At 56.4% G+C, this 20,300-nt stretch carries 19 protein-coding genes and 1 tRNA gene; 10 read left to right on the top strand and 10 right to left on the bottom strand.

What is annotated here, in order from left to right:
- Positions 1 to 14 precede the first annotated feature (14 nt).
- From LOH53_RS05425 to LOH53_RS05415, 3 genes are all read left to right on the top strand, one after another.
- On the top strand, positions 15 to 1,181 hold the full coding sequence (locus LOH53_RS05425; RefSeq protein ID WP_230066714.1) for an FAD-dependent oxidoreductase: 1,167 nt from the start codon (positions 15 to 17) through the stop codon (positions 1,179 to 1,181).
- Between the two features lie 234 nt (positions 1,182 to 1,415).
- On the top strand, positions 1,416 to 1,994 hold the full coding sequence (locus LOH53_RS05420; RefSeq protein ID WP_230066713.1) for an NADPH-dependent FMN reductase: 579 nt from the start codon (positions 1,416 to 1,418) through the stop codon (positions 1,992 to 1,994).
- Between the two features lie 130 nt (positions 1,995 to 2,124).
- A complete protein-coding gene (locus LOH53_RS05415) occupies positions 2,125 to 2,697 on the top strand; it encodes a GrpB family protein (RefSeq protein WP_230066712.1) in 573 nt (190 codons plus the stop codon).
- Between the two features lie 33 nt (positions 2,698 to 2,730).
- Here the strand turns inward: LOH53_RS05415 and LOH53_RS05410 are convergent, their stop codons facing one another.
- Positions 2,731 to 3,456, bottom strand: a complete 726-nt coding sequence (locus LOH53_RS05410; RefSeq protein ID WP_230066711.1) for a TetR/AcrR family transcriptional regulator — start codon at positions 3,454 to 3,456, stop codon at positions 2,731 to 2,733.
- 203 nt (positions 3,457 to 3,659) lie between these two features.
- Here LOH53_RS05410 and LOH53_RS05405 point away from each other — a divergent pair, with 203 nt between their 5' ends.
- Entirely contained in the window at positions 3,660 to 4,697 is a 1,038-nt protein-coding gene (locus tag LOH53_RS05405; protein WP_230066710.1) for a medium chain dehydrogenase/reductase family protein, read from the top strand.
- 56 nt (positions 4,698 to 4,753) lie between these two features.
- On the opposite strand, the gene LOH53_RS05400 is transcribed toward LOH53_RS05405, so the two are convergent.
- Positions 4,754 to 5,743, bottom strand: a complete 990-nt coding sequence (locus tag LOH53_RS05400; protein WP_230066709.1) for a hypothetical protein — start codon at positions 5,741 to 5,743, stop codon at positions 4,754 to 4,756.
- A gap of 207 nt (positions 5,744 to 5,950) precedes the next feature.
- Between LOH53_RS05400 and LOH53_RS05395 the strand changes: the two genes are divergently transcribed.
- Both LOH53_RS05395 and LOH53_RS05390 read left to right on the top strand, forming a co-directional pair.
- Positions 5,951 to 6,853: an alpha/beta hydrolase fold domain-containing protein gene (locus LOH53_RS05395; RefSeq protein WP_230066708.1), complete on the top strand. Its 903-nt coding sequence runs from the start codon at positions 5,951 to 5,953 to the stop codon at positions 6,851 to 6,853.
- 317 nt (positions 6,854 to 7,170) lie between these two features.
- The gene (locus LOH53_RS05390; protein ID WP_230066707.1) at positions 7,171 to 7,464 is read left to right on the top strand and encodes a hypothetical protein; all 294 of its coding nucleotides are present in this window, start codon (positions 7,171 to 7,173) and stop codon (positions 7,462 to 7,464) included.
- 3 nt (positions 7,465 to 7,467) lie between these two features.
- On the opposite strand, the gene LOH53_RS05385 is transcribed toward LOH53_RS05390, so the two are convergent.
- The gene (locus LOH53_RS05385; RefSeq protein ID WP_230066706.1) at positions 7,468 to 7,722 is read right to left on the bottom strand and encodes a cell division protein CrgA; all 255 of its coding nucleotides are present in this window, start codon (positions 7,720 to 7,722) and stop codon (positions 7,468 to 7,470) included.
- A gap of 225 nt (positions 7,723 to 7,947) precedes the next feature.
- Here LOH53_RS05385 and LOH53_RS05380 point away from each other — a divergent pair, with 225 nt between their 5' ends.
- From LOH53_RS05380 to LOH53_RS05370, 3 genes are read left to right on the top strand one after another with little or no spacing between them, the layout of a single operon-like run.
- Positions 7,948 to 8,769, top strand: coding sequence for a class E sortase (locus LOH53_RS05380; RefSeq protein ID WP_376991820.1), 822 nt, complete (start codon positions 7,948 to 7,950; stop codon positions 8,767 to 8,769).
- 2 nt (positions 8,770 to 8,771) lie between these two features.
- Complete coding sequence (locus tag LOH53_RS05375) at positions 8,772 to 8,942, top strand: hypothetical protein (RefSeq protein WP_230066705.1); 171 nt, start codon at positions 8,772 to 8,774, stop codon at positions 8,940 to 8,942.
- Positions 8,939 to 9,577 (top strand): anthranilate synthase component II, encoded by a 639-nt coding sequence (locus LOH53_RS05370; protein ID WP_230066704.1) that lies wholly within the window; start codon positions 8,939 to 8,941, stop codon positions 9,575 to 9,577. The genes LOH53_RS05375 and LOH53_RS05370 overlap by 4 nt, the downstream gene beginning before the upstream one ends.
- A gap of 49 nt (positions 9,578 to 9,626) precedes the next feature.
- On the opposite strand, the gene pknB is transcribed toward LOH53_RS05370, so the two are convergent.
- Genes pknB through LOH53_RS05335 form a run of 7 tightly spaced genes read right to left on the bottom strand, consistent with a single transcriptional unit; the run spans position 9,627 to position 19,113 of the window.
- Entirely contained in the window at positions 9,627 to 11,534 is a 1,908-nt protein-coding gene (gene pknB, locus LOH53_RS05365; protein ID WP_230066703.1) for a Stk1 family PASTA domain-containing Ser/Thr kinase, read from the bottom strand.
- 57 nt (positions 11,535 to 11,591) lie between these two features.
- A complete protein-coding gene (locus tag LOH53_RS05360; protein ID WP_230066702.1) occupies positions 11,592 to 13,364 on the bottom strand; it encodes a protein kinase domain-containing protein in 1,773 nt (590 codons plus the stop codon).
- The gene (locus LOH53_RS05355; RefSeq protein ID WP_230066701.1) at positions 13,361 to 14,815 is read right to left on the bottom strand and encodes a peptidoglycan D,D-transpeptidase FtsI family protein; all 1,455 of its coding nucleotides are present in this window, start codon (positions 14,813 to 14,815) and stop codon (positions 13,361 to 13,363) included. Before LOH53_RS05355 ends, LOH53_RS05360 begins: the two co-directional genes overlap by 4 nt.
- Complete coding sequence (locus tag LOH53_RS05350; protein ID WP_230066700.1) at positions 14,812 to 16,182, bottom strand: FtsW/RodA/SpoVE family cell cycle protein; 1,371 nt, start codon at positions 16,180 to 16,182, stop codon at positions 14,812 to 14,814. Before LOH53_RS05350 ends, LOH53_RS05355 begins: the two co-directional genes overlap by 4 nt.
- Positions 16,179 to 17,843, bottom strand: a complete 1,665-nt coding sequence (locus LOH53_RS05345) for a PP2C family protein-serine/threonine phosphatase (RefSeq protein ID WP_230066744.1) — start codon at positions 17,841 to 17,843, stop codon at positions 16,179 to 16,181. Before LOH53_RS05345 ends, LOH53_RS05350 begins: the two co-directional genes overlap by 4 nt.
- A gap of 2 nt (positions 17,844 to 17,845) precedes the next feature.
- On the bottom strand, positions 17,846 to 18,331 hold the full coding sequence (locus LOH53_RS05340; RefSeq protein WP_230066699.1) for an FHA domain-containing protein FhaB/FipA: 486 nt from the start codon (positions 18,329 to 18,331) through the stop codon (positions 17,846 to 17,848).
- Positions 18,328 to 19,113 (bottom strand): FhaA domain-containing protein, encoded by a 786-nt coding sequence (locus LOH53_RS05335; protein WP_230066698.1) that lies wholly within the window; start codon positions 19,111 to 19,113, stop codon positions 18,328 to 18,330. The genes LOH53_RS05340 and LOH53_RS05335 overlap by 4 nt, the downstream gene beginning before the upstream one ends.
- A 409-nt stretch (positions 19,114 to 19,522) precedes the next feature.
- On the opposite strand from LOH53_RS05335, the gene LOH53_RS05330 reads away from it, so the two are divergent.
- A tRNA-Leu gene (locus tag LOH53_RS05330) sits at positions 19,523 to 19,605 on the top strand.
- Positions 19,606 to 20,300: the final 695 nt, after the last annotated feature.

The following is a 20,300-nucleotide window of genomic DNA, read 5'->3' as shown; positions in this document are numbered from 1 at the left end:
CAGGAGCGGCAACCATGACTAAGCACTACCCCATCGCCATTATCGGAGGCGGTCTGGGCGGCCTTACAACCGCCAGAGTTCTCCACACCAAGGGTATCGAGTCCGCTATTTTTGAACTCGAGCCCCACCGTGAGTCTCGTGTTCAGGGAGGCATGCTGGATATCCATGACTACAACGGCCAGAAGGCGATCCAAGCCGCCGAACTCATGGAGGAATTCACCAGCATCATTCATGAGGGCGGCGAGGCCACTCGTGTCCTTGACCACCTCGGCACGGTGTACATTGACGAACGCGATGACGGCAGTTTCGCTCGCCCCGAGGTCGATCGCGGCGACTTGCGTAACATGCTCATAGATTCTCTCCCCGATGGCGCCATCCACTGGGGCTATAAAGTCGTCGCGGTACGGAGCGTACCTTCTCAATCAAACTTGCATGAGGTCGTGTTTGCGAATGGAGAGACCATCACCACTAACCTTCTTATTGGTGCCGACGGCGCATGGTCTAAGGTCCGTCCGCTGCTCAGTGCGGCACGCCCGGAATACGTGGGCGTCTCCTTTCTCGAAGCCGATCTTCACGACGGCGTCCACAAGCACACCCTCGAAGCTGCCGCAATGGGCTCGGGCATGTTGTTCGCATTCAAGGACACCACCGGCATACTGGGTCATCTTGAAACCGATGGGACCCTGCATGTCTACGTCGGCTTGCGGTGCCCGGAAGAATGGGTCGACACCGTTGACTTCACGGACGACGCCCGGGCTAAAAAGACGGTTTTGAGCTTGCTTGACGGCTGGGACGAAAGTCTGCGCGGTTTTGTTGCCAACGCTGATACTCCTCTCACACCTCGCCGTATTCACGCGCTGCCAATTGGGCTTCATTGGGATCGTGTACCTGGTGTTACGCTCCTCGGTGACGCCGCACATGTCATGTCGCCGTTTGCCGGAGAAGGCGCGAACCTTGCGATGTTCGACGCCGCTGAGCTGGCTCTGGCAATCGCCGCTCACCCGGGTGACACCGAAGCGGCACTGCTTGCCTACGAAGCCGAACTGTTTCCACGTTCCGCTGAATCTGCCAACGATTCCGCACAAAGCCTGGACCTGTTGTTCCAGAAAGGGTCACCCCGCCCGCTCGTGAACTTCTTCCAGTCCGTGAGTCTCGCAACCGAAGCGATTGACGTGCACTGAGCTATCGCTGCAGCACTGACCCGGCGCACCACGCTGGGCCGGCGACGAGGATTCCGTAGTCATTCCCTAATTTGGGTGCAGTTACGCAGCAGCATTTCAACATTCTGAGTATGCGGGCATCGAAGGCGCAAGCCACGTCCCCACCCGTGTGAAGGCGAATGAAGTCTTCGCAGTTATCGCCACGTTTATTTCAAATCTCTAACAGAAGCCAACCACATCAAGGAGTGGATCGTCATGGTGAAAATAGCCGTCATTCTCAGTAGCACCCGGTCCGGCCGGGCAGGAGAAGCCGTCGCGCATTGGGTTCTTGCGCAGGCAACCGCCCGCGGTGACGCGGACTACGAGCTGATCGATCTCGCCGACTATGCCCTGCCTGAGATTGACGAGGCAATCCCCCCGGCAGTTGGCCGATACACCGAAGAACACACCAAGGTGTGGGCGGGGGTCGTCGCCCGGTTCGATGGATACGTGATTGTCACTCCGGAATATAACCACTCCTTCCCCGGAAAGCTTAAGAACGCCCTCGATCGGGTGTGGGCGCAGTGGAACGACAAGGTCGTCGGCTTCGTTTCGTACGGCGTGGACGGTGGAATCCGGGCCGTTGAGGCGCTCAGGCCTGTCTCCGCTTCTTTGCGAATGGCCGACGTCGGGCCAGCGGTAGCTCTCAGCTCCCGCGAAGACTGGAGCGGCTTCGGAGGCCCGTTCACCCCGCGTGCGCACCAAGAACAAAGCCTTGCCGGAACGCTTGACGCGGTCGTGGCATGGACGAATGCACTCCACGCGATGCGGACAAAGGTGACTATTGTCGCCTGAGGCGAGACAACAACAGATCAAAGACACGCGCCAGAAGAACTAAGCAGCGTCTGCTTTTCGCGCCATCAACTGGATGACTTCACGGATCCGCAGGCGCAAGCTCTGGTTGAGACGATGACATGATTAGTCGATGATCCCTGAAACCGATGAGCATCTAGACGCCGTTTTGATAGGCGGTCGTGAAGAGCGTCAAATTGTTATTGTGGAATACGACCGAAAATGGTCCGCACGTTTCGACGAGCTTGATTTGGCAATCAGGGATGCGGTTGGAGATGTCGCGCTGTCGGTTGAGCATATTGGCTCGACTTCAGTCCCAGGCCTGTCAGCGAAGCCGATTATCGATGTTTTGCTGACAGTTGCAGACGTTGGCGATGAAGATTCATACTTGGCCAAGCTTGAGTCAGCGGGTTTCGTGCTCCGTGTTCGGGAAGCCGGCCACGTCCTGATGAGAACGCCCGAAAAGGATGTTCATATTCACGTGGTTTCCCCGGATAACCCTGCCGTTGCAAACTATCTGGACTTTAGGGATTGGCTTCGAGTGGATGAAATGGACCGAACCCTCTACACAACAGTAAAAAAGGGTCTTGCTGCGCAAAAGTGGACAGATATGAATTACTACGCGGAAGCGAAGACCGACGTCGTCTCCGAGATACTGTCCCGCGCTCGGATGTGGCGCGCGGGTAGAAAAGTGCGGCAAGAATGAAGACCTTGGTCCGCAACTGCTAAACGTACTTGGTCAGTTTTCGGCTCTCAGCCCGACGAAGTCAACCATGAGCTCTGCGGTGTACTCGAATAGATGGCCCTTTTCGCGGAATGCACCATCGAGATGGCCGAATAGTTCCTGACTAATTGCACCGAGCACATGGGACCAGGCGGTGATAGCGCGTAAGAGAGTGGCAGGGCTGAGGCTAGAAATGTTGAGAGAAGACAGCAGAGCCACCGCATCTTCGGTAAGGCCGCTATCCATTGCTGGTTCAGCCATTGCAGGTTCAGTGGCGGGCGACTCAAATCGTCCGGCAACAACGCTGTCGTTGACGATGTTTAGCAAAAGTGTGTACACCCGGGCAGCTGGTGCAATGGTGTCCGCTGGTGCGCGATAGTTCGTAACGGGAGAGCCGTAGATCAGGATGAATTCTTGAGGGTGCGCCAGGGCCCAGTCTCGCACTGAGCCGCAAACGGTGAGCCACCGGTTGCGATAGTCATCCGCAGGGATATCTAGGAGAGCGCGTTCTGCTTGGTCACCCAAAGCGTCGTATGCCTCGATGATCAATGCTGTAAGCAGGACGTCCCGGCTTGCGAAGTAGCGGTAGAGCCCGGAAGGCACCATTTCCATTTCTTGAGCTACTGCACGAAGAGATAATGCGTTAGCTCCGACAGCGGCTAATTGGTGGCGAGCCACGTCAAGGATCTCGCGTGTCAGTGTTGCGCGGACTCTTGCCCGTGCATTTCCGGAGGTATTCATGCACTTCAATATATCATCCGGCGAGAACACAAGACGTAATCGTGAACGGTGTTCTTGCTCAGACGTTTTCGAAGCGTATACACTGATCAAAATCGAGAACGTTGTTCATAATTGGTGTTGATCGTCATGTCCACGTCGCTTAACGCCAACCACCACACCAAAAGAGCGTTCGAATATTCTCCATTCAGTGAAAGGCCTTTTTCATGACTAGTCCAACAACCACACTGACCGACGTCGTGCTGCCCGGCGTCGTTTTGCCTGATGGTCTGATTGTTCGCCAGCTACCCATGCCTTGCCCCGCACCTGGCCAAGTCCTCATCAAGATGTTGGCAACCGGTGTCTCATTTGCAGAACAACAAATGCGTCGCAACCGGTATCCAGGGCAGCCGAAGTTTCCGTTCGTCCCTGGCTATGACATCGTCGGCATAGTCACCGCAACAGGGAACGGATGCGACGAAGCACTTGCCGGCCGCCGTGTCGCAGCGGTCATCAAGACCGGCGGCTGGAGTACCCATGTCCTCGTCGATGCGCGTGACGTAGTCCTCGTCCCCGATGAACTAGATGCCGCTGAGGCCGAGTCCGTTGTAGTCAACGGGGTCACCGCATGGCAGATGCTGCACCGTAAAGCCCGCGTGAAATCTGGCGACACTATTTTAGTCCATGGAGCCAACGGCGGCGTAGGAAGCACTCTGGTTCAACTGGCCCGCAATGCTGGCGTACACGTGATCGGGACCGCGTCGCCCCGGTATCACGCGCAGCTACGTGAATTGGGAGTGGAACCGATTGACTACAACGATCCAGACCTTGGAGCTCAGGTTCGTCAGATCGCCCCCGGTGGCGTCGATGCCGTCTTCGACCACCTCGGCGAGGAGAGCTTCAAACGCTCCTTCAACCTGCTTTCGCCCGGTGGCACGCTCGTGGCCTACGGCACTGCGGCCCAGCGTGATGAAACAAACAATATCAATCTGAGCTTTCTTAGCTTCTATTTTCGTCTCATGCTTTGGACTCTGTTGCCCAACCGCCGCCGAGCGTTGTTCTTCAACTTCTGGGAAGGTAAGACTCTGCATGCCAAAGCATTTCGAGGGAACCTCTCCGCGGATCTAACCACCGTGCTTGGCCTGCTCGTTGATGGGAAGATCACGGCAAACGTCGCAGCACGCATACCGCTGCGAGAAGCAAACCGTGCGATGACGCTCGCTGAATCAAAAACGGTGTTCGGAAAGGTCGTTCTCATCCCCTAAATATTCGCGAGGAGGGAGACCAGGCTCTCATACGGCGTCTGTGCCAGCATGTTCACTCAATGCTTACACACCGAAAGACGCGTGAACACGGTAACCCCGACACGGCGTGTGCGCTGCTGAACCAGCCCGGCCGCGGCAAGTCGGCGCGCAATCTCGCCTGGCAGCTTGGGAAGTTCGGGCAATACGGTAGATGGTACCCGAGCGATTCCCGTGATTAGTGAAATATCATGTCCGCCTCCGCGCACTTCGAGACGAGCATAGTCGCTCTCACATCGCCAGAGAAAGCGATCCAGATCAGCCAAGCCGAGACGAATGATCTCCGTGCCGGCGTCGATTTGCATATGATCGGGTGCGAATTCAACGGTGCAGGTAACCGTTTTGCGCTTCAATAGGGTGGTGAGGATGAAGTAGGCCGGAAGGGCAATCGCAGTGCCGAACAAGAAAACAAACAGAGTTCCACTGCTGATGTAACGGATTAGATCGGTTGCTATGAGCGTAATGGTGGTGACCGAGCCAAGGACGACGACGACAGCTGCGATGATCCACCCGAGTGTTCGCAGGGGCATCCGTATTGCGGAGAATCGGATGAATCTGTGCGTTGTCCTGAACTCCCATGCCGGAGCGATTCGTACCGGTTTCTCTTTTCGGGGCACGAACCACCGAGCGGATGTCACACGGCTCAGGAGACCAAGCCAGACCCAACCGGCAGCAGGAATCGAACCCAAAATGACGAGATAGGACAGCGCAAGAACTGGTTGAGGAAGATGGGCCCGCATGCTGCCACTAACGAGCGTGCCCAATCTTAGGATCAAACCGAAAATGGCTGCGCCAACTAGATGAACAAGCAGACCGTATTTCACGTTCTTCATAGCAAATGTGAAATTGACGAAAGCAAAACCGCACAGCCACCCGCCCACCAAAGTCAGCAGAAACGGTGGCAGCTCCAGAGCGTTCTCGGTGAAATACCATGGCAGCGCAAGGCCAACGCACAGTGCAGCCCACAACAATGGTTGCCGCAGCAGCCGGCGCCACAGGGGGGCGGGCACAGATGAAGTGGGCTCAGGCGAAGTGGGGTCGGGCGACATAACGCAACATACTGTACATGGTTCGACCGCGGAAGATGTGCCTCATCCCAACAGCTAGATAGTACCGAATATCTGCGAATCTAGTCTCCTGGACAGGTGAACAAGGCTATGCTTACGGCCAGTAATCCCTCGCTCGAAATTTCTGATTTGAAAGGGACACCCTGACACATGATTTTACCCGAAGCCTTGGTTCCGGTATTTTTGCGGCTCACGCAAGCAAACGCTGCGTTCTTGACGGAGTCAGGAGCTCGTCGGCGCCTGCATGAACGAACTCTCCGCCCAGCACGCTCTGGGCCGCCCCGGCGGCTCAGAGCAGATGTTCTAGTCTCCGCAGAACGCAATGCTGCAGGATGGCCCGTCTACACTGTGTCACCGAAGAACACGCCCGCTCAGGGCAACGTTTTATACATCCATGGTGGCGGATGGGTAAACGAGATATCGCTTCAACACTGGCAAATTGCTGCTCAAATTGCTGCCGAAGCGAGCACACTCGTCCAGGTTCTCATCTATCCGTTGATCCCTTTTGGAACATCGGAGGCGGTCGTTGAAAGCGTCACTGATATGGCCCACAAATCCACGCAGACGCATGGCCCCACCATACTGGCAGGGGACTCGGCCGGAGGGCAGATTGTCTTGTCCGCTGCCCTGCAGCTTCGGGATCACCATGGCCTGACCTTGCCACGGACAATTGCCATCTCGCCGGCCCTTGACCTGTCCATGAAGAATCCGGACATCGCAAAGGTTCAGCCCAGTGATCCGTGGCTCGGAACCAAGGGGACGAAGGTCTTCATCGATCTTTGGAAAGACTGTCTGAACGTGGAAAATCCCTTGGTCAGCCCTCTTAATGGTGACCTTCAGGGCCTGGGACCCATCACACTCTTTTCGGGAACTCGCGACATCCTCAACCCCGACTCCCGCCTCTATTTTGAGAAAGCCACCAAGGCCGGCGTAGACATAGAGTTCATTCAAAAGGACGGGCAACTGCACGTGTTTCCCTTGCTGCCGACGGTGGTGGGAAGAGATGCCCGCCAAAAAATCGTTCAACGAGTGCGCCAGGCGGTGTCTGTCTAGTCCTTAGATGCGCACTTTCGTCAGCGCGACTGTCTTCTGTGTTCTGTCGCCGTTGCGCCCTGTCGCCCCCGTCGCACTCCTCGCCAACGCTGCAGCTAACGCGCCCGCCGTCGTCCTAGTTCGCTGCCGCGCCCCGTACCAGCACACAAGTGGTTTGACGGAAGCCACGTGGGGACTAAATTCCCCTCACAGTAACCTGTCACTAAATGGCTAAAATGCTTAGACTCAGAGGTAAGGAGCGCGGGTGGTCTGCCGGCTCGTTAGCCTAAGGCGCTTTGTGGAAGCACAGGGGGCACTGTGAAAGGAAGGGCCGAACAATGTCCGACGAAAAAGCAAGTAAAAAAGAGCACGAGAGCGGCCGCTATGTTCAGGGGTCATACGGCAAGGCCGGCACTGAAGCCGGGCACGCGGATACACAGTCCCAGGGTCAGTACGTTGAAGGTGACTACGGGCGCACTGGCAAAGAAGGGGCTGATCCCGAGGATGCGGCGAGTCGCTTTGTAGAAGCTGATTACGGCACTGCCGGGGATATTGCTAAAAATTCTTCAGAGGACACCAAGGGAAGATATGTCGCTGGTGACTACGGCGATGGTGGCCAGGTGGAGGACTGAGCCTTAGCTGTGCCACCGGGTAGTCATCATGAAGCCCGAGAGTGCGATTGCGAAACCGATGCCGATGTTCCAGTTTTTAATGTTGGGGATCGGGTAGGCGCCGTCTGAAATGTAATACACGATGATCCAAAATAGGCCGAGCAGCATCAAGGTGACCATGACGGGCAGAAACCATGGTGCATTGGGTTTCTGAGTCTTTGACGAGGGCGTCTGTGCTGGTCCTTTAGTAGGACGACGACGCGATTTGGACTCAGGCACTTGGAGCTCCTTGGGTTCTTGGTCGGTGTAGCAGCACGGCTACTACTTGGAGTGTGGTTCACTAGCGCTCTGGATACCCACCAGATTGTTCAGGCGTGCGCAACTGCCGGTATTGTTGAGGCAATTCTAACTGTAAATTACGCGGTCGAAGATTCCACGGCCCAATGACCCCCGTCCAGGAGGAGATTGCGCGTGGCCCGATCGCCAGATCCAACCGACGCTGCTGTGGGTGTGGACGAACTTTTCACTGACGAAAAGGCACCGGGCGAAAGAGCCGGCCGTAGATCAAAACAGCGAAACGCCCAACGCCATCGACAGGGTTTCTTTCGCACGATTGTGCAGATTCTCGGCGAATTGCTGATCACTGCTGGTGTGGTTTTGCTCCTCTTCATCGCGTGGGAATTATGGTGGACCAATATTGATGCGAACAATGCCCAACAACACGCAATATCAGCGTTCGCGAAGGAATTTCAAGGTCCCGTGGCACCAGTGAACAGTGGTGCGGAACCAAAGGATTTTGGACCACCAGTGGTCATGGCAGATATTGATTCCCCCGGAAAAGTATTCGGTGTGGTGTACATACCTCGATTTGGCGCTACGTACAGCCGCCCGCTGGTCGACGGTGTAGCCCGCGAACAGCTCGATACCCTCGGGCTAGGTCGGTATGCAACTTCCACCATGCCCGGAGGCATCGGCAACTTTGCTGTAGCGGGGCATCGCCAGACGCACGGTGCAGTCTTGGACGCCATTGATTCTTTAGTCCCAGGTGACAAAATCTACGTCCAAACCAAGGATGGTTATTACACCTACGTCTTCCGCAACAATCAGATCGTGTTGCCTACGCGCGCTGATGTGCTTCTGCCTGTGCCCACAGAAGCCGGTGCGGTCCCAACAGAGCGCTTCATGACAATGACCAGCTGCAACCCCCGCTTTGGATCCGAGGAACGTATCATTGCGTATTCTCTGCTGGAATCATGGCAACCTGCCAGTGCTGGTCCCCCGGCCGCCATCGCCGCTCAAGTCGCGGCGAATAGTTCGAAAGGTTAGCCATGTACGGATGGATTTTCCGGCACCTTCCAGGGCCACTCTGGTTCCGCATTGTCACAGCCGTACTGTTCATCGCTGTGGCGATCTTGGTGCTGATGCAGTTCGTTTTTCCTTGGCTTAGCCAATTCAATCCGCTCAACGACTCCACGATAGGTGGCAACGCAACACCATGACCACACGCATTTTGGTGATAGATAACTACGACAGCTTTGTCTACACTCTTGTGGGCTATCTCCAGCAACTCGGCGCGGAAACGACCGTCGTCAGAAATGACGATCTCACATTGGCTGAAGTGGTGGAGCTCGCGAAGCTCCGCGACGGCGTCCTCATCTCTCCAGGCCCAGGCACGCCGGCAGAGGCTGGTGTCTGTATCGACCTCATCAAATGGTGCGGGCAGTATGCCAAGCCCATGCTGGGGGTGTGCCTTGGGCATCAGGCTCTTGCGGAAGCGTACGGCGGCGTTGTCACCCATGCGCAGCACCTCATGCACGGCAAGACCAGCAGCGTCTTTCATAACGGTAGCGGCGTTTTTGCCGGCCTAGGCAGTCCTCTCACCGCCACCCGATACCACTCCTTGGCTGCCGTGCGCAGTAGCATTCCGGATGTTCTACAAATTACAGCTGAGACGGACGACGGCGTCATCATGGGTTTGGTACATAAGAACGCACCGCTGTGCGGGGTTCAGTTTCATCCCGAGTCCGTACTCACACAGGGTGGCTATCAGATGGTTGGCAATTGGCTCGAATCTCTGGGGCTAAACGGTGCTGCCACGAAGGCTGCCACGCTCAGCCCACTCATCAACAAATAGTAAAGCAGCTAGTCTAACCAGGTCCGATGACGGTTGAGGCGGGGATACTTTAAGGCTTAGCTGGTGGCACGGTCGATGGTGATGTTGGCTTCTTGGGTGTGGCTGAGGGCGTTGGCGTGGGCGTTGCTTTGGCCGGTTCTTTGGCCAGCGTCACAACTATTCTGGTCCTCTGAGGAATTCGGGATCCGCTTGTCTCCGACTGATCGATGACCATTCCTGGAGCCACTGCGGAGTTTTCCGCTTCCTCAAAGTCCACAGTCAAAGAAGGCGAAACGTTCGCCAAAGCTTCTGTTACCGCGCCCTTGACGGCTGCCGGATCACTTGTCAGTTCAAAGAGCGAAGGCATGACAACCAGACCGCTGGAGATCTTAAGGGTAATGCTGGAGCCAACCGGGACAGTCTTGCCCGGTTCTGGATCTGTGGTCACCACGAGGTTTGCCAAAATCTGCCCGTTGTCCACAAACTGGTTGGACTTGAACACAAGATTCAAGGCAGAGAGTTCACCCCTGACCTCTGACTCAGTCTTACCCGCGAGGTCTGTGGGAATGGTGACTGCTGAAGGGCCCGTGGAAACCACAACGTCGACCGTGGAGTGGAGGTTGACCTGAATATCCGCTTGAGGATTTGTGCGGATAACCTTACCGCTAGGAATGGTGGTCGAATGTGCTTCTGCGTGATGGCCCTCCAAGCCCAAGGCGCTGAGCTTGGCCATGGCGTCCTCCTCGCTGAAGCCCGCCAGGCTGGGGATCGCAACTTGCACCACGGCCGGCGGTTTGGAATTCATCATGGTCCAGCCGAGGAACGCGCCGCCACCAAGTATGAGAGCCAGAAAGACAAAAAGGGTAATGGTCCAAGCGCGACGGCGTCGTTGGACGGACTTTGCCGGCTCTCGAGGGTCTTCTTCGACGACGCCGTCATGGGTCAATGCCCCGCCGGCCAAAACCTTTGCCATGGCGCGGGTGGAGGGGCCATCGTCTTGGACAGCCAGAGGATTACGCGAGGTGCTACCAAGGTTCGTAGACGGTGCCGGAGGCATCGGAACGGTTTCTACTGGATCAGTTGTCACAGGTGCATTGGTGGTCGCCAAAAGCACGCCGGTGCGGGCTGCCCGGAGGGCCCGACGGAAAGATGCTGCATCCTGAAAACGGTCCTCGCGGTCTTTTTGCAAGGCATGCAGCAGGACACTATCTAGGGCGGCAGATATCTTCGGATTGAAGTTACTCGGCGCCGGCGGAACTTCGCGAACGTGCTGGTACGCCACGGAAACGGGTGAGTCCCCAACGAAAGGGGGGCGGCTGGCAAGCATTTCATAAAATAGGCAGGCTGCGGAATATAGGTCGCTGCGGGCGTCCACGGGCTCCCCACGAGCCTGTTCTGGCGACAGATATTGAGCGGTTCCCATCACCGTCTGAGTTTGAGTCATGGTGGCGGAAGAATCTGAAATGGTCCGTGCGATACCAAAATCCATGACTTTCACATCGTGAAGCCGACCCTCGGAATCCTCTGTCACCATGACATTGGCGGGTTTGATATCGCGGTGCACAATGCTGGCACGGTGGCTATATTCCAGCGCCGCAAGCACTCCAAGGGTGAATTCAGTGGATTGCTCAATGCTCAGTGAGCCACCATGGATAAGGTCCCTTAACGTCTTACCGTGGACGTATTCCATCACGATGTACGGGAGGGTGGTCCCGTCGCGAAGAGGGTCCCCGTTGGCGTGTTCTCCGGTGTCATAGACGGCGACGATCGAGGGATGGTTCAGCCCAGCAACAGCTTGTGCCTCCCTGCGAAAGCGCGCCTGAAGTTGAGAGTCACGGGCAACGTCTCCACGCAACAGTTTGACGGCAACAGTACGTCCCAGCAACGTGTCACGGGCCATATAGACATCTGCCATGCCACCGCGGCCCAGCAACTCCCCTATTTCATACCGTCCATTAAGGACGCGCGGAACACTCATGAGTGCGGTCGGTCCTTTCGGCTGTTTGGAAAATCAAGGAAGTTGCTAGGCGAGACGCTACGGTACTGCGGGGGTTGTTGCCGCAGCAGGCGGTCCGGAGGAGACGTAGTAGGTGACCACGGTACCCTTGGCCACTTGGGTGCCAGCCTGCGGATTGGTGCGGATTACGTTGCCCTTGGTCACCGTGGAAGCTTCCTCGACCCGCGCCGGCTGGAGCCCGGCGGCCACAATGGCCTGATCGTAGGCATCACCCGTCATTCCCGCCGAGGAAGGGACAGCCACCATGGTGGGAGGTTCCACACCCTTGGAAACCGTGACGGTTATTTCTGAGCCAACCTTCATGGGGCCAGTGGGAGTCAAATCGATGACGCTGCCGGCTGGGACGGTTGCACTGAAAGCATCTTCCCCGCGGTTTACCTGCAGACTCATGTTCTCGAGCTGGGTCCGGACCTGATCAAAGGGCCGGCCCCTGAACTGGTCCGCAGACACTGTCACCGTGGTGGGCGTCGCTGATGCGGACGGAGTCGCAGACGGTGTGGCAGATGTCGCAGCAGTGGTGGGAGCAGCGGACGTGGTCGTGGCGGCGGAGGAACTTTGCACGGGACCAGTTTTGGCGGAATCAAAAACTCCCAAACTCTGCAGGAGCAGTGCTCCAAGCGCAAAGATCAGAAGCGCTATCAAAGCTACGGCCGGCCAGGTCCACGGGCTGCGCCCACGTTTGGCCGGTTCCTCAGCGGTGTCTTCGGAGTTGAAATCATCCTGCTCGGGGTCCGGGCCCGCCGTCCAGGCCCGCTCGGCACCGAGCATTTCGGCGCGTGTCATGGGCTTGTCCGTGGTGGACTCCGGGACGGCACCGCCAATAACAGTGGGAAGCGCCGACGTGCTTGGTTCGCGAACGTTTCCCACCACTGAGGTGGGTGCCGTGGCATTGATATCCACAGGTGCCGTGATGGGGCCCGTGGTGGATTCAAAAAGCAACATGCCAGGTACTGCGGCATGGGCGGCCTTGATGTTGCCTTCTCGAATGGCCTCGGCGGCGTCGGAGAGCTTCAACGCGTTGGCTGGTCGGTTGCTGGGATCCTTGGCAAGCATGGACATCAGCAGTGCACGTACCGGAGTCGGTAAGGTGTCAGGCAATGGTGGCGGAGCATCGTTGACCTGCGCTAGAGCAATCGCGATCTGTGATTCCCCCGAGAAGGGGCGATGTCCGGTAATGCACTCATAACCTATAACGCCAAGAGCATATATATCCGAGGAGCCTGTTGCAATTTGGCCTGTGGCTTGTTCGGGGGCCAAATATTGGGCCGTCCCCATGACCTGACCGGTCTGCGTGAGCGGCACCTGATCGGCCAGTCTTGCGATGCCGAAGTCGGTGATCTTAACCCGCCCATCAGGTGTGATGAGTAAATTGCCAGGCTTCACGTCGCGATGCACCAGACCTTGTGCATGCGCGACGGACAAGGCGCGGGCAGTCTGGGCAATCATGGACAAAGTCCAGTCGGCTGAGAGCACATGCTCGCGTTCGATCATCGTGGAGAGCGGTTCTCCAGGGACAAGTTCCATGACCAAGTAGGCGGAACCGTCCTCTTCGCCGTAATCGTAGACGTTGGCAATTCCGACGTGGTTCAGCAGGGCCGTGTGTTTAGCTTCTGCCCGGAAGCGGGCTCTAAAGCCCGGATCCCCGGTGTATTCATCCTTGAGGATTTTGATGGCCACTATGCGGCCCAGGACCATGTCCTGCGCCTTCCAAACTTCGCCCATGCCGCCAATGGCAATGCGTGAGGTGAGTTGGAATCTGCCGCCTAAGGTGATTCCTGATGTAGGCCTCACTTTTTCAACACCGCCTTGAAGAGTTTGCTTGCATTTGGACTAGTTAAAAGTGCACCGGTGGCCACGTCTACGTTCGGCATGACAATCGATACAACGACTTGGGGATCATCTGCCGGCGCGAAGCCAGTAAACCATGCATTGTTCAAATTATTGGCCACCTCCGCGGTACCTGTCTTGCCAGCCACTTTCACGCCTGGTACGGCCGCGCCTGAAGCAATGCCGTTATCTACCACACTGACCATCCAGTCTTTGATTTGTTGGGCAATTGCCGGGGTTGTGGATTGGCGCAGGACTTCAGGAGTCAAACTCGAGACGGTTTTCAAATCCGGCGAGCGAACAGTTTGGACAAGATTTGGCTTCATTTGTTTGCCGTCGTTGGCAATCGCTGCGGTCATCATGGCAATTTGAAGTGGTGTAGCAGTGACATTAAGCTGGCCAATGGCGCTTTGAGCTAGTGAGGGCGGATCCAGAACGCCCGTGCTTCCGGGGAAACGGCTGGTTTCTACTCCCATGGGAATCTTCACAGAGGAGTCGTTGAAACCAAACTTCTCTGCCTGCTTAGTGATCGCGTCCTGTCCCAAGTCCAGTGCAATGCTCGCAAATGGAGTGTTGCAGGAGTTCTCAAGAGCAAATTTAAAAGTAGCCGTTGTTTGGGAGTAGCACTGGCCGTAACGATAGTTGGGCAGTGCGTAGTTGATGCCGGGAAAGGCTAGTTCCGCCGGGTTCGCCAACACGCTGTCCTTATTGTATTTCCCTGACTCCAAGGCCGCCGCGGTGTCGACTAACTTGAAGACTGATCCTGGGGCGTACGTCTGCGTGAAGGCCGGGGAACCAAACAAGTTGATACTGGGCGTTTGGACTAGTTCGTCATAAGCCTTGGCAACGACGGACGAGTCGTGGCTGGCCATCAAGTTCGTATCGTAGGACGGTTTGGATGCCATGGCGATGATGGCACCGGTCTTCGGATTCATCACCACAATGGAACCGGCAACACCGTCGGGAATCATGCTGTAAGCCAGCTTTTGAATGGAGTCGTCGATCGTCAACTCCACCGAACGCCCCTGAGGTTTGGCGCCGGTAAAAGTTTGGGCGATCCGCTCAAAGAGAGCATCGTTGGACGTGCCAGCCAGATCCTCTTTCATGGCTTCCTCCAACCCATACTGGCCATTGCCGAGACTGTAAAATCCCGTCAGCCCGGCATACAGATAGGGATCGTTGTACTTACGTTGGTACTTGCAGTCGTTATCCGTAGCGACGGACTCGGCAATGGGATGCCCGCTCACAAGGATCGGCCCGCGGTTGCTGCAGAAATTAGCAATTAGTTGGCGGTTGTTGTTCGGGTTCTTGTTGAGAGCATCGGCAGCAAAGAACTGAACGTAGGAGATAGACCCAAAGAGTAGGGCGAACAAGGTGATGGCCACTATCCATGAATTTCGAATGGCTTGGTTCATACCGCGGACACCTCCCGTTGACGTTCACTGTTGGGGCCGTCAGAAACGTTGATTGGACGGCGTGCCGCATCTGAAATCTTAAGGATCAGGGCCACAATGATCCAGTTGGACAACAGTGAGGAACCTCCAGCAGCCAAGAAAGGCGTGGTGAGTCCTGTCAATGGAATCAGACGAGTGACGCCGCCAATGATCACAAAGCACTGCAATGCGACGGCGAACGAAAGGCCCACAGCGAGTAGTTTGCCGAACGCATCGCGAGTTCCCAAAGATGCTCGGAATCCGCGCGCAACGAGCAAAGCGTAGAGACAGACAATTGCGAACAGACCGACAAGACCAAGTTCTTCACCAATGCTGGCAACAATCATGTCGCTATTGGCCAACGGCACACCCTGCGGTGAACCCTGACCCAAGCCGGTACCTGTCAACCCGCCATTCGCCATACCAAAAAGGCCCTGGACTACCTGTCCGCTGCCGTAAGGGGCATCAATGTAAGCCGGTTCCAGGGCATGTATCCACACGTCAATGCGACGGGCGACGTGGGGGAAAATCTTGTAAGCGGCCGTGCCACCAACTGCCATTAGTACCAAACCGATCAAAATCCAGCTGACGCGGCTTGTCGCCACGTAGATCATGACCATGAATAGACCGAAGAACAGGATTGAGGTCCCGAGGTCATGCTGGAATACCAGCACGCCAACACTTGCCATCCATGCCACGATCATGGGCGCTAGATCCTTGGCGCGAGGAAGCTGTAAAGGACCAATCTTTTTGCCTGCCAGCAAGATCAGGTCCCGGTTGGAGGAAAGGTACCCGGCGAAGAATATAGCCAGGGTGATCTTCGCAATTTCTCCCGGTTGGAAGGTGAACGGCCCGAGTTTGATCCAGACTGTTGCGCCGTTGACGTCCCCAGCTGTGATGCCAGGTACTAGCGGCATCAGAAGGAGGGCTACCGACAAAACCAGTGAAATGTAGGTATACCGGCGTAGAATTCTGTGATCTTTGAGCATCCAGATCACAGTTACGGCGACGGCAACTGCGAGGGTCGTCCATAACCATTGGCGTGGGCCAGCATTATCCCCGGTGACAATATCAAGCCGGTGGATAACGGCTAACCCAATGCCGTTGAGAGCCACAACCACCGGTAATATGACCGGATCTGCATATTGTGCGCGGAAACGCAGAGAAACATGCATAGCCAGCGACAACACGGTCAGTACTGCCGTCTGGATATAGAAATCATTGTCAAACGTCCGGCCGAGGTTGAGGTTGACCAGAGCGTTGGCCATCACTCCTACACCCAAAGCCAGCACCAACAAAAGAAGTTCAGAGTTGCGGCGTGGCTTCGCTACAGTCGCTAATTGACTCAATTTCCGCCTCCCGGGCTACATGTCGGTGGGGCCGTGGAGATGGGGGTGGCAGTAGCAGCCGGGCTATTTCCAGGCGTAGAAGGTTGAGCTGTAGCTGGGATCGTCCCACCAGTTGCGGCCGAGGAAGTCCCGGTAGCTGAACTGGTGGGTAGCAGATTGCAAGGAGGCAGACTGGAACCCGTGCCCAATTGAAGGTCGCTGATGAGTTGTTCCGCGGTACCCAAGGTGGAAGCTGGCATGGTTGCCGTGACCAATTGTTGAGAGTACTCCGGCAGGGAGGACACTGAGACGCTCGTTTCTCGCAAAAGATGGGACAACGAAATCGGGCCCAGATTCTGGGAGACACCTTGATAGATAGCAACGTTTCCGTTCGAGAGGCCAACGAAATACTGTGCCTGTGTCCAGGTGTACGCCAGCCATCCGCCTGCTACGATCGCCAGCGTCGCCAATATGCCCAGTATGAGAAGTACCAAGCGGCGGTAATGCGCCCGTGGCAGGGATTCTTCGGTCTCATCCGAGATTACGGGAGTATCTACTGGCTTGTGTGTAAGTACTGTAGCCGCGCGCTGAGTGGGGGGACGATGCTCCAAGCGGGGTATTTTTCCCTCTGCATTGGCGGTTACGGCAGCGCCAACTAATTCGTGAGGTCGCAACGAAAGCTCATGATGGACTGCGCTTGCCCTGATATGAGTATCGAGCTCTTCCTCGGGAATGTCTTCGTTCTTGGGCTCTGGCTGATTGGCCGTTGGGCTGGCTATAGCGGCGGCGCCGACGTCGTCCTTCAGTACTTTCGGCTCGTCAAGGGGACCGGCCTGTGTGCTGTCGGAAGGATCAGCAACGACGGGGGCATCGTCCTCAAGCACTTCGGATGTTCTGGACTTTGCGGAAGGGGTAATTGTTTCCAGTGCCGCTGTCTGTGTGTCATCGGGAGAAGCTTCAACCACATCGAAAATGACTACCGTGACGTTATCTGGTGACCCCGCAGCCAATGTGAGCTCAATAAGAGTGTCTGCGGCCGCAGCTAACGACTTGGTGTGCCGAATGACCTCCTCGATCATTTCGTGACGCACAAAGTTCAGTCCGTCTGAGCACAATAACCAACGTTCCCCCGGCTCCGCATCGAAATATTTCAGATCCAGCTCTGGCGAGGCGTCAACGTCGCCCAGCACGCGCATAAGCACGTTTTTGTGAGGATGGACTTCTGCCTCCGCCTCCGTCATGCGGCCTTCGTCGATCATGTGTTGTACGAAAGTGTGATCGTTGCTCATCTGCTCGAACGTATTGTTCTTCAGACGGTAGGCGCGTGAATCGCCGATATGCGCGTACGCAAGCCGCTGGCCCGAGAGCAGCAACGACGTGACAGTTGTGCCCATTCCGGCGAGTTTCGGATTTACGTGGACCAATTCTGACAACAGGGAATTCGCGCTCTGAATTTCATCAGCAAGGTGAGTTCCTGCATCATCCGTGTAGTTGCCATGGTCCAAATGGATCAAATCGAGCACGGTTGAAGCGCTGGCGACGTCGCCGCCGGCATGGCCCCCCATGCCATCGGCGACCACAGCCAAATAGCGGCCGGCGTAGGCGGAGTCGTCATTTTTTGCCCGGACCAGACCGACATGCGATCTGGCCGCATACCTTAGTATCAAAGTGGTTTCGGCCATAGTCACGATCTCAATTCAATGACCGTTTTGCCGATCCGCACCGGCGTCCCGAGTTCTACAGGGAGGGCGCGCGTCAGTTGGGTGCCGCCAAGAAACGTGCCGTTGGTAGAGCCCAAGTCTTCAATAAACCAGCGGGTTCCTTGAGGAAACAAGCGTGCGTGGCGCCCCGAAGCGTAGTCGTCTTCAAGTACCAAAGTTGCGTCCTGAGCCCGCCCCAACAAAATGGGGGAATCAGAAAGTTCTAAAGTGGTCCCGGAAAGTGGGCCCTCAGTGACCACCAATTCTCGCGCTTGAAGCTTTGCAGGCGGAGCGGGTTGTTCTAGTTCCGGGTGTTTGCGGACCTGCCGAGCCGACGGAGCTCCGACCTTTGCTTTCCTACCAATCACTAAGTCCCGGCGCATGGCAGCGACAACGCTAAAGACCATGACCCACATCAGAGCCAGGAATCCGAAGCGCAAAATGGTAACGGTAAGGCTGAGGTCACTCATGGGCGTCCACCGTTCCGGGCTGGCAAAATGCGGAAAATGATGTGTGTGCGCCCCATGGTGATAGTCGATCCGTCTGCCAGCGAGGCGCTGCCCCGTACTCGGTGCCCATCGACAAAGCTACCGTTGGTGGAACCCAGGTCGACTGCAGTGCTCACGCCGTCGCGGGTTCGGATCTCAAGATGTTTACGGGAGACTCCGGTGTCATCAATGAGAATGTCGGCTTCGGAGGAGCGCCCCAAGATGATGGAGCTGGCATTGAGTGAATAGCGCTGGCCATCAATATCCAAAACAGGCTGCCCCGTGGGCGCCGGCGCAGCGGCTGGCTGATGATTGTAGACCGGGGCTGGCGTGGCAGATGCGGAACGAGGCGGCTGACGCGGCGCCGTTGCAGGAGCAGCGGAGGAACGAGCACTTTCCTTTTCGGTGGCCGAAACGACGTCGAACTGGCCCGGGCGAAGCTGCTCTTGATGGATAAAAGATACTCGGACGGGACCTTGGAGAACATACCCCTGGCTCCGGGCGTGATTTATTACTACATCACAGAGTTCCTCGGCTAGCGTGACGCCCCAAGAGCGTGCCCGTTCAAAGTCGGAATCGCCCAACTCAATATTGAACGTATTAGGTGCAAGTGTGCGCCCGGCGTCCAGGGTCATAGCTTTATCGTCGAGTTCGCGGCGCAGAGCACTCGCCATCTCCACCGGTTGCAAGACCTTTGATCCCCGGGAAAAGGCTCCGCGAACTGCCTTTTCAATGCCTTTTTCAACGTTGTCAAACAGTCCCATCGGTCTCCTCTCCCAAGTTGCAGCGCTCAGTGCTTGAACGCTTGGTCGTTCTCCAAGATTTTCTGACTGGCGGAAACTACCATTGGGCCCGAGACTCCGCACCCACGGAGCGGTTGCCCGAACCGCTAGCAACGCGCCACAGAGACGATACTACGGGGCGCGCCTTGAAAAAACTCTATCTGATTCCCCGAAAGGGGCGGATTTCATCCCTCAGTATGGTTTTCAAAGGGTGGTTCGAAGTCGCTATGTTCGGAGCGCATGGAAGAGCGACAGGACCCCTGGCGTAGGACCATATGGTGCCGCACGCGTGCCGCTGGTGGGTCGTTTAGGTATTTCGGTTGAGTGTCCTATATGCTTGATCACGCTGTTCCACTGGAACCTGAAAGGGAGACTGTGAAATAGCCGCAACGCGCGAGTGGCGGAACGGCAGACGCGCTGGCTTCAGGTGCCAGTGTCCGAAAGGGCGTGGGGGTTCAAATCCCCCCTCGCGCACGTTGAAATAAATCCCAAGGTGAAAAAGTCTTGGAGCTTCAAAGAATCCCATCGGATCATTTCGGTGGGATTTTTTGTGTCCCCAGTGCCGCCAACCCACGAACGGCACTGGAAGGCACGTATATATAGGGATGCATCCCGGCCCAAGTGCGTGTACCCCTAGGCTGCCGGAACTGCGCCCTAGGCTACCGGCACTGCGGAAGCTGCTTCGCGCTCCAATACCGTCCAAATTAGGACGTCTGTGTTTCAAGGCCCTTATGTTGAATCCATAGAAACGGCAGCAGTTCCATCTTCAGAACCGGAGGCAGTTGATGACGACTACCGTTCACGGCATCGTTGCAGCCGCGCCGACCGCTAGTAATCACCCGCCGGGACCAGTACCGACTCGCGTTGCGAAGTATATTTTCGGCCTGCAAGTTCGGCCTGCAAGTTCGGCGCAATTTACGCAGATTGTGGAAGGTCCTTTCCTTGGCCAAGTAAACCTGTGTGGATTTGTGCCAGCCACGCTTTGTGTGTAGTGTTTATCGAGTTGTCCTGAGTGTTGGGGATGGCGTTCCCCTTTTTTGTTGATGGCCGTTTGTTCGGTTGTTTTCTGGTGTTTCGGGTTGGTTTGTCTGGTGTTTACTGGGTTTGCTTTCTTGGGGTGTTGGGGGTAAGTTTGTTAGGTTGCTCCGGCGCTGATCGTCTTGTGTGAA

The organism is Arthrobacter cryoconiti, from assembly GCF_020905375.1.
Taxonomy (GTDB): Bacteria; Actinomycetota; Actinomycetes; order Actinomycetales; family Micrococcaceae; genus Specibacter; species Specibacter cryoconiti.
Note: the sequence above shows the minus strand (reverse complement) of the source record. Positions and strands in the feature narration are given on the sequence as shown.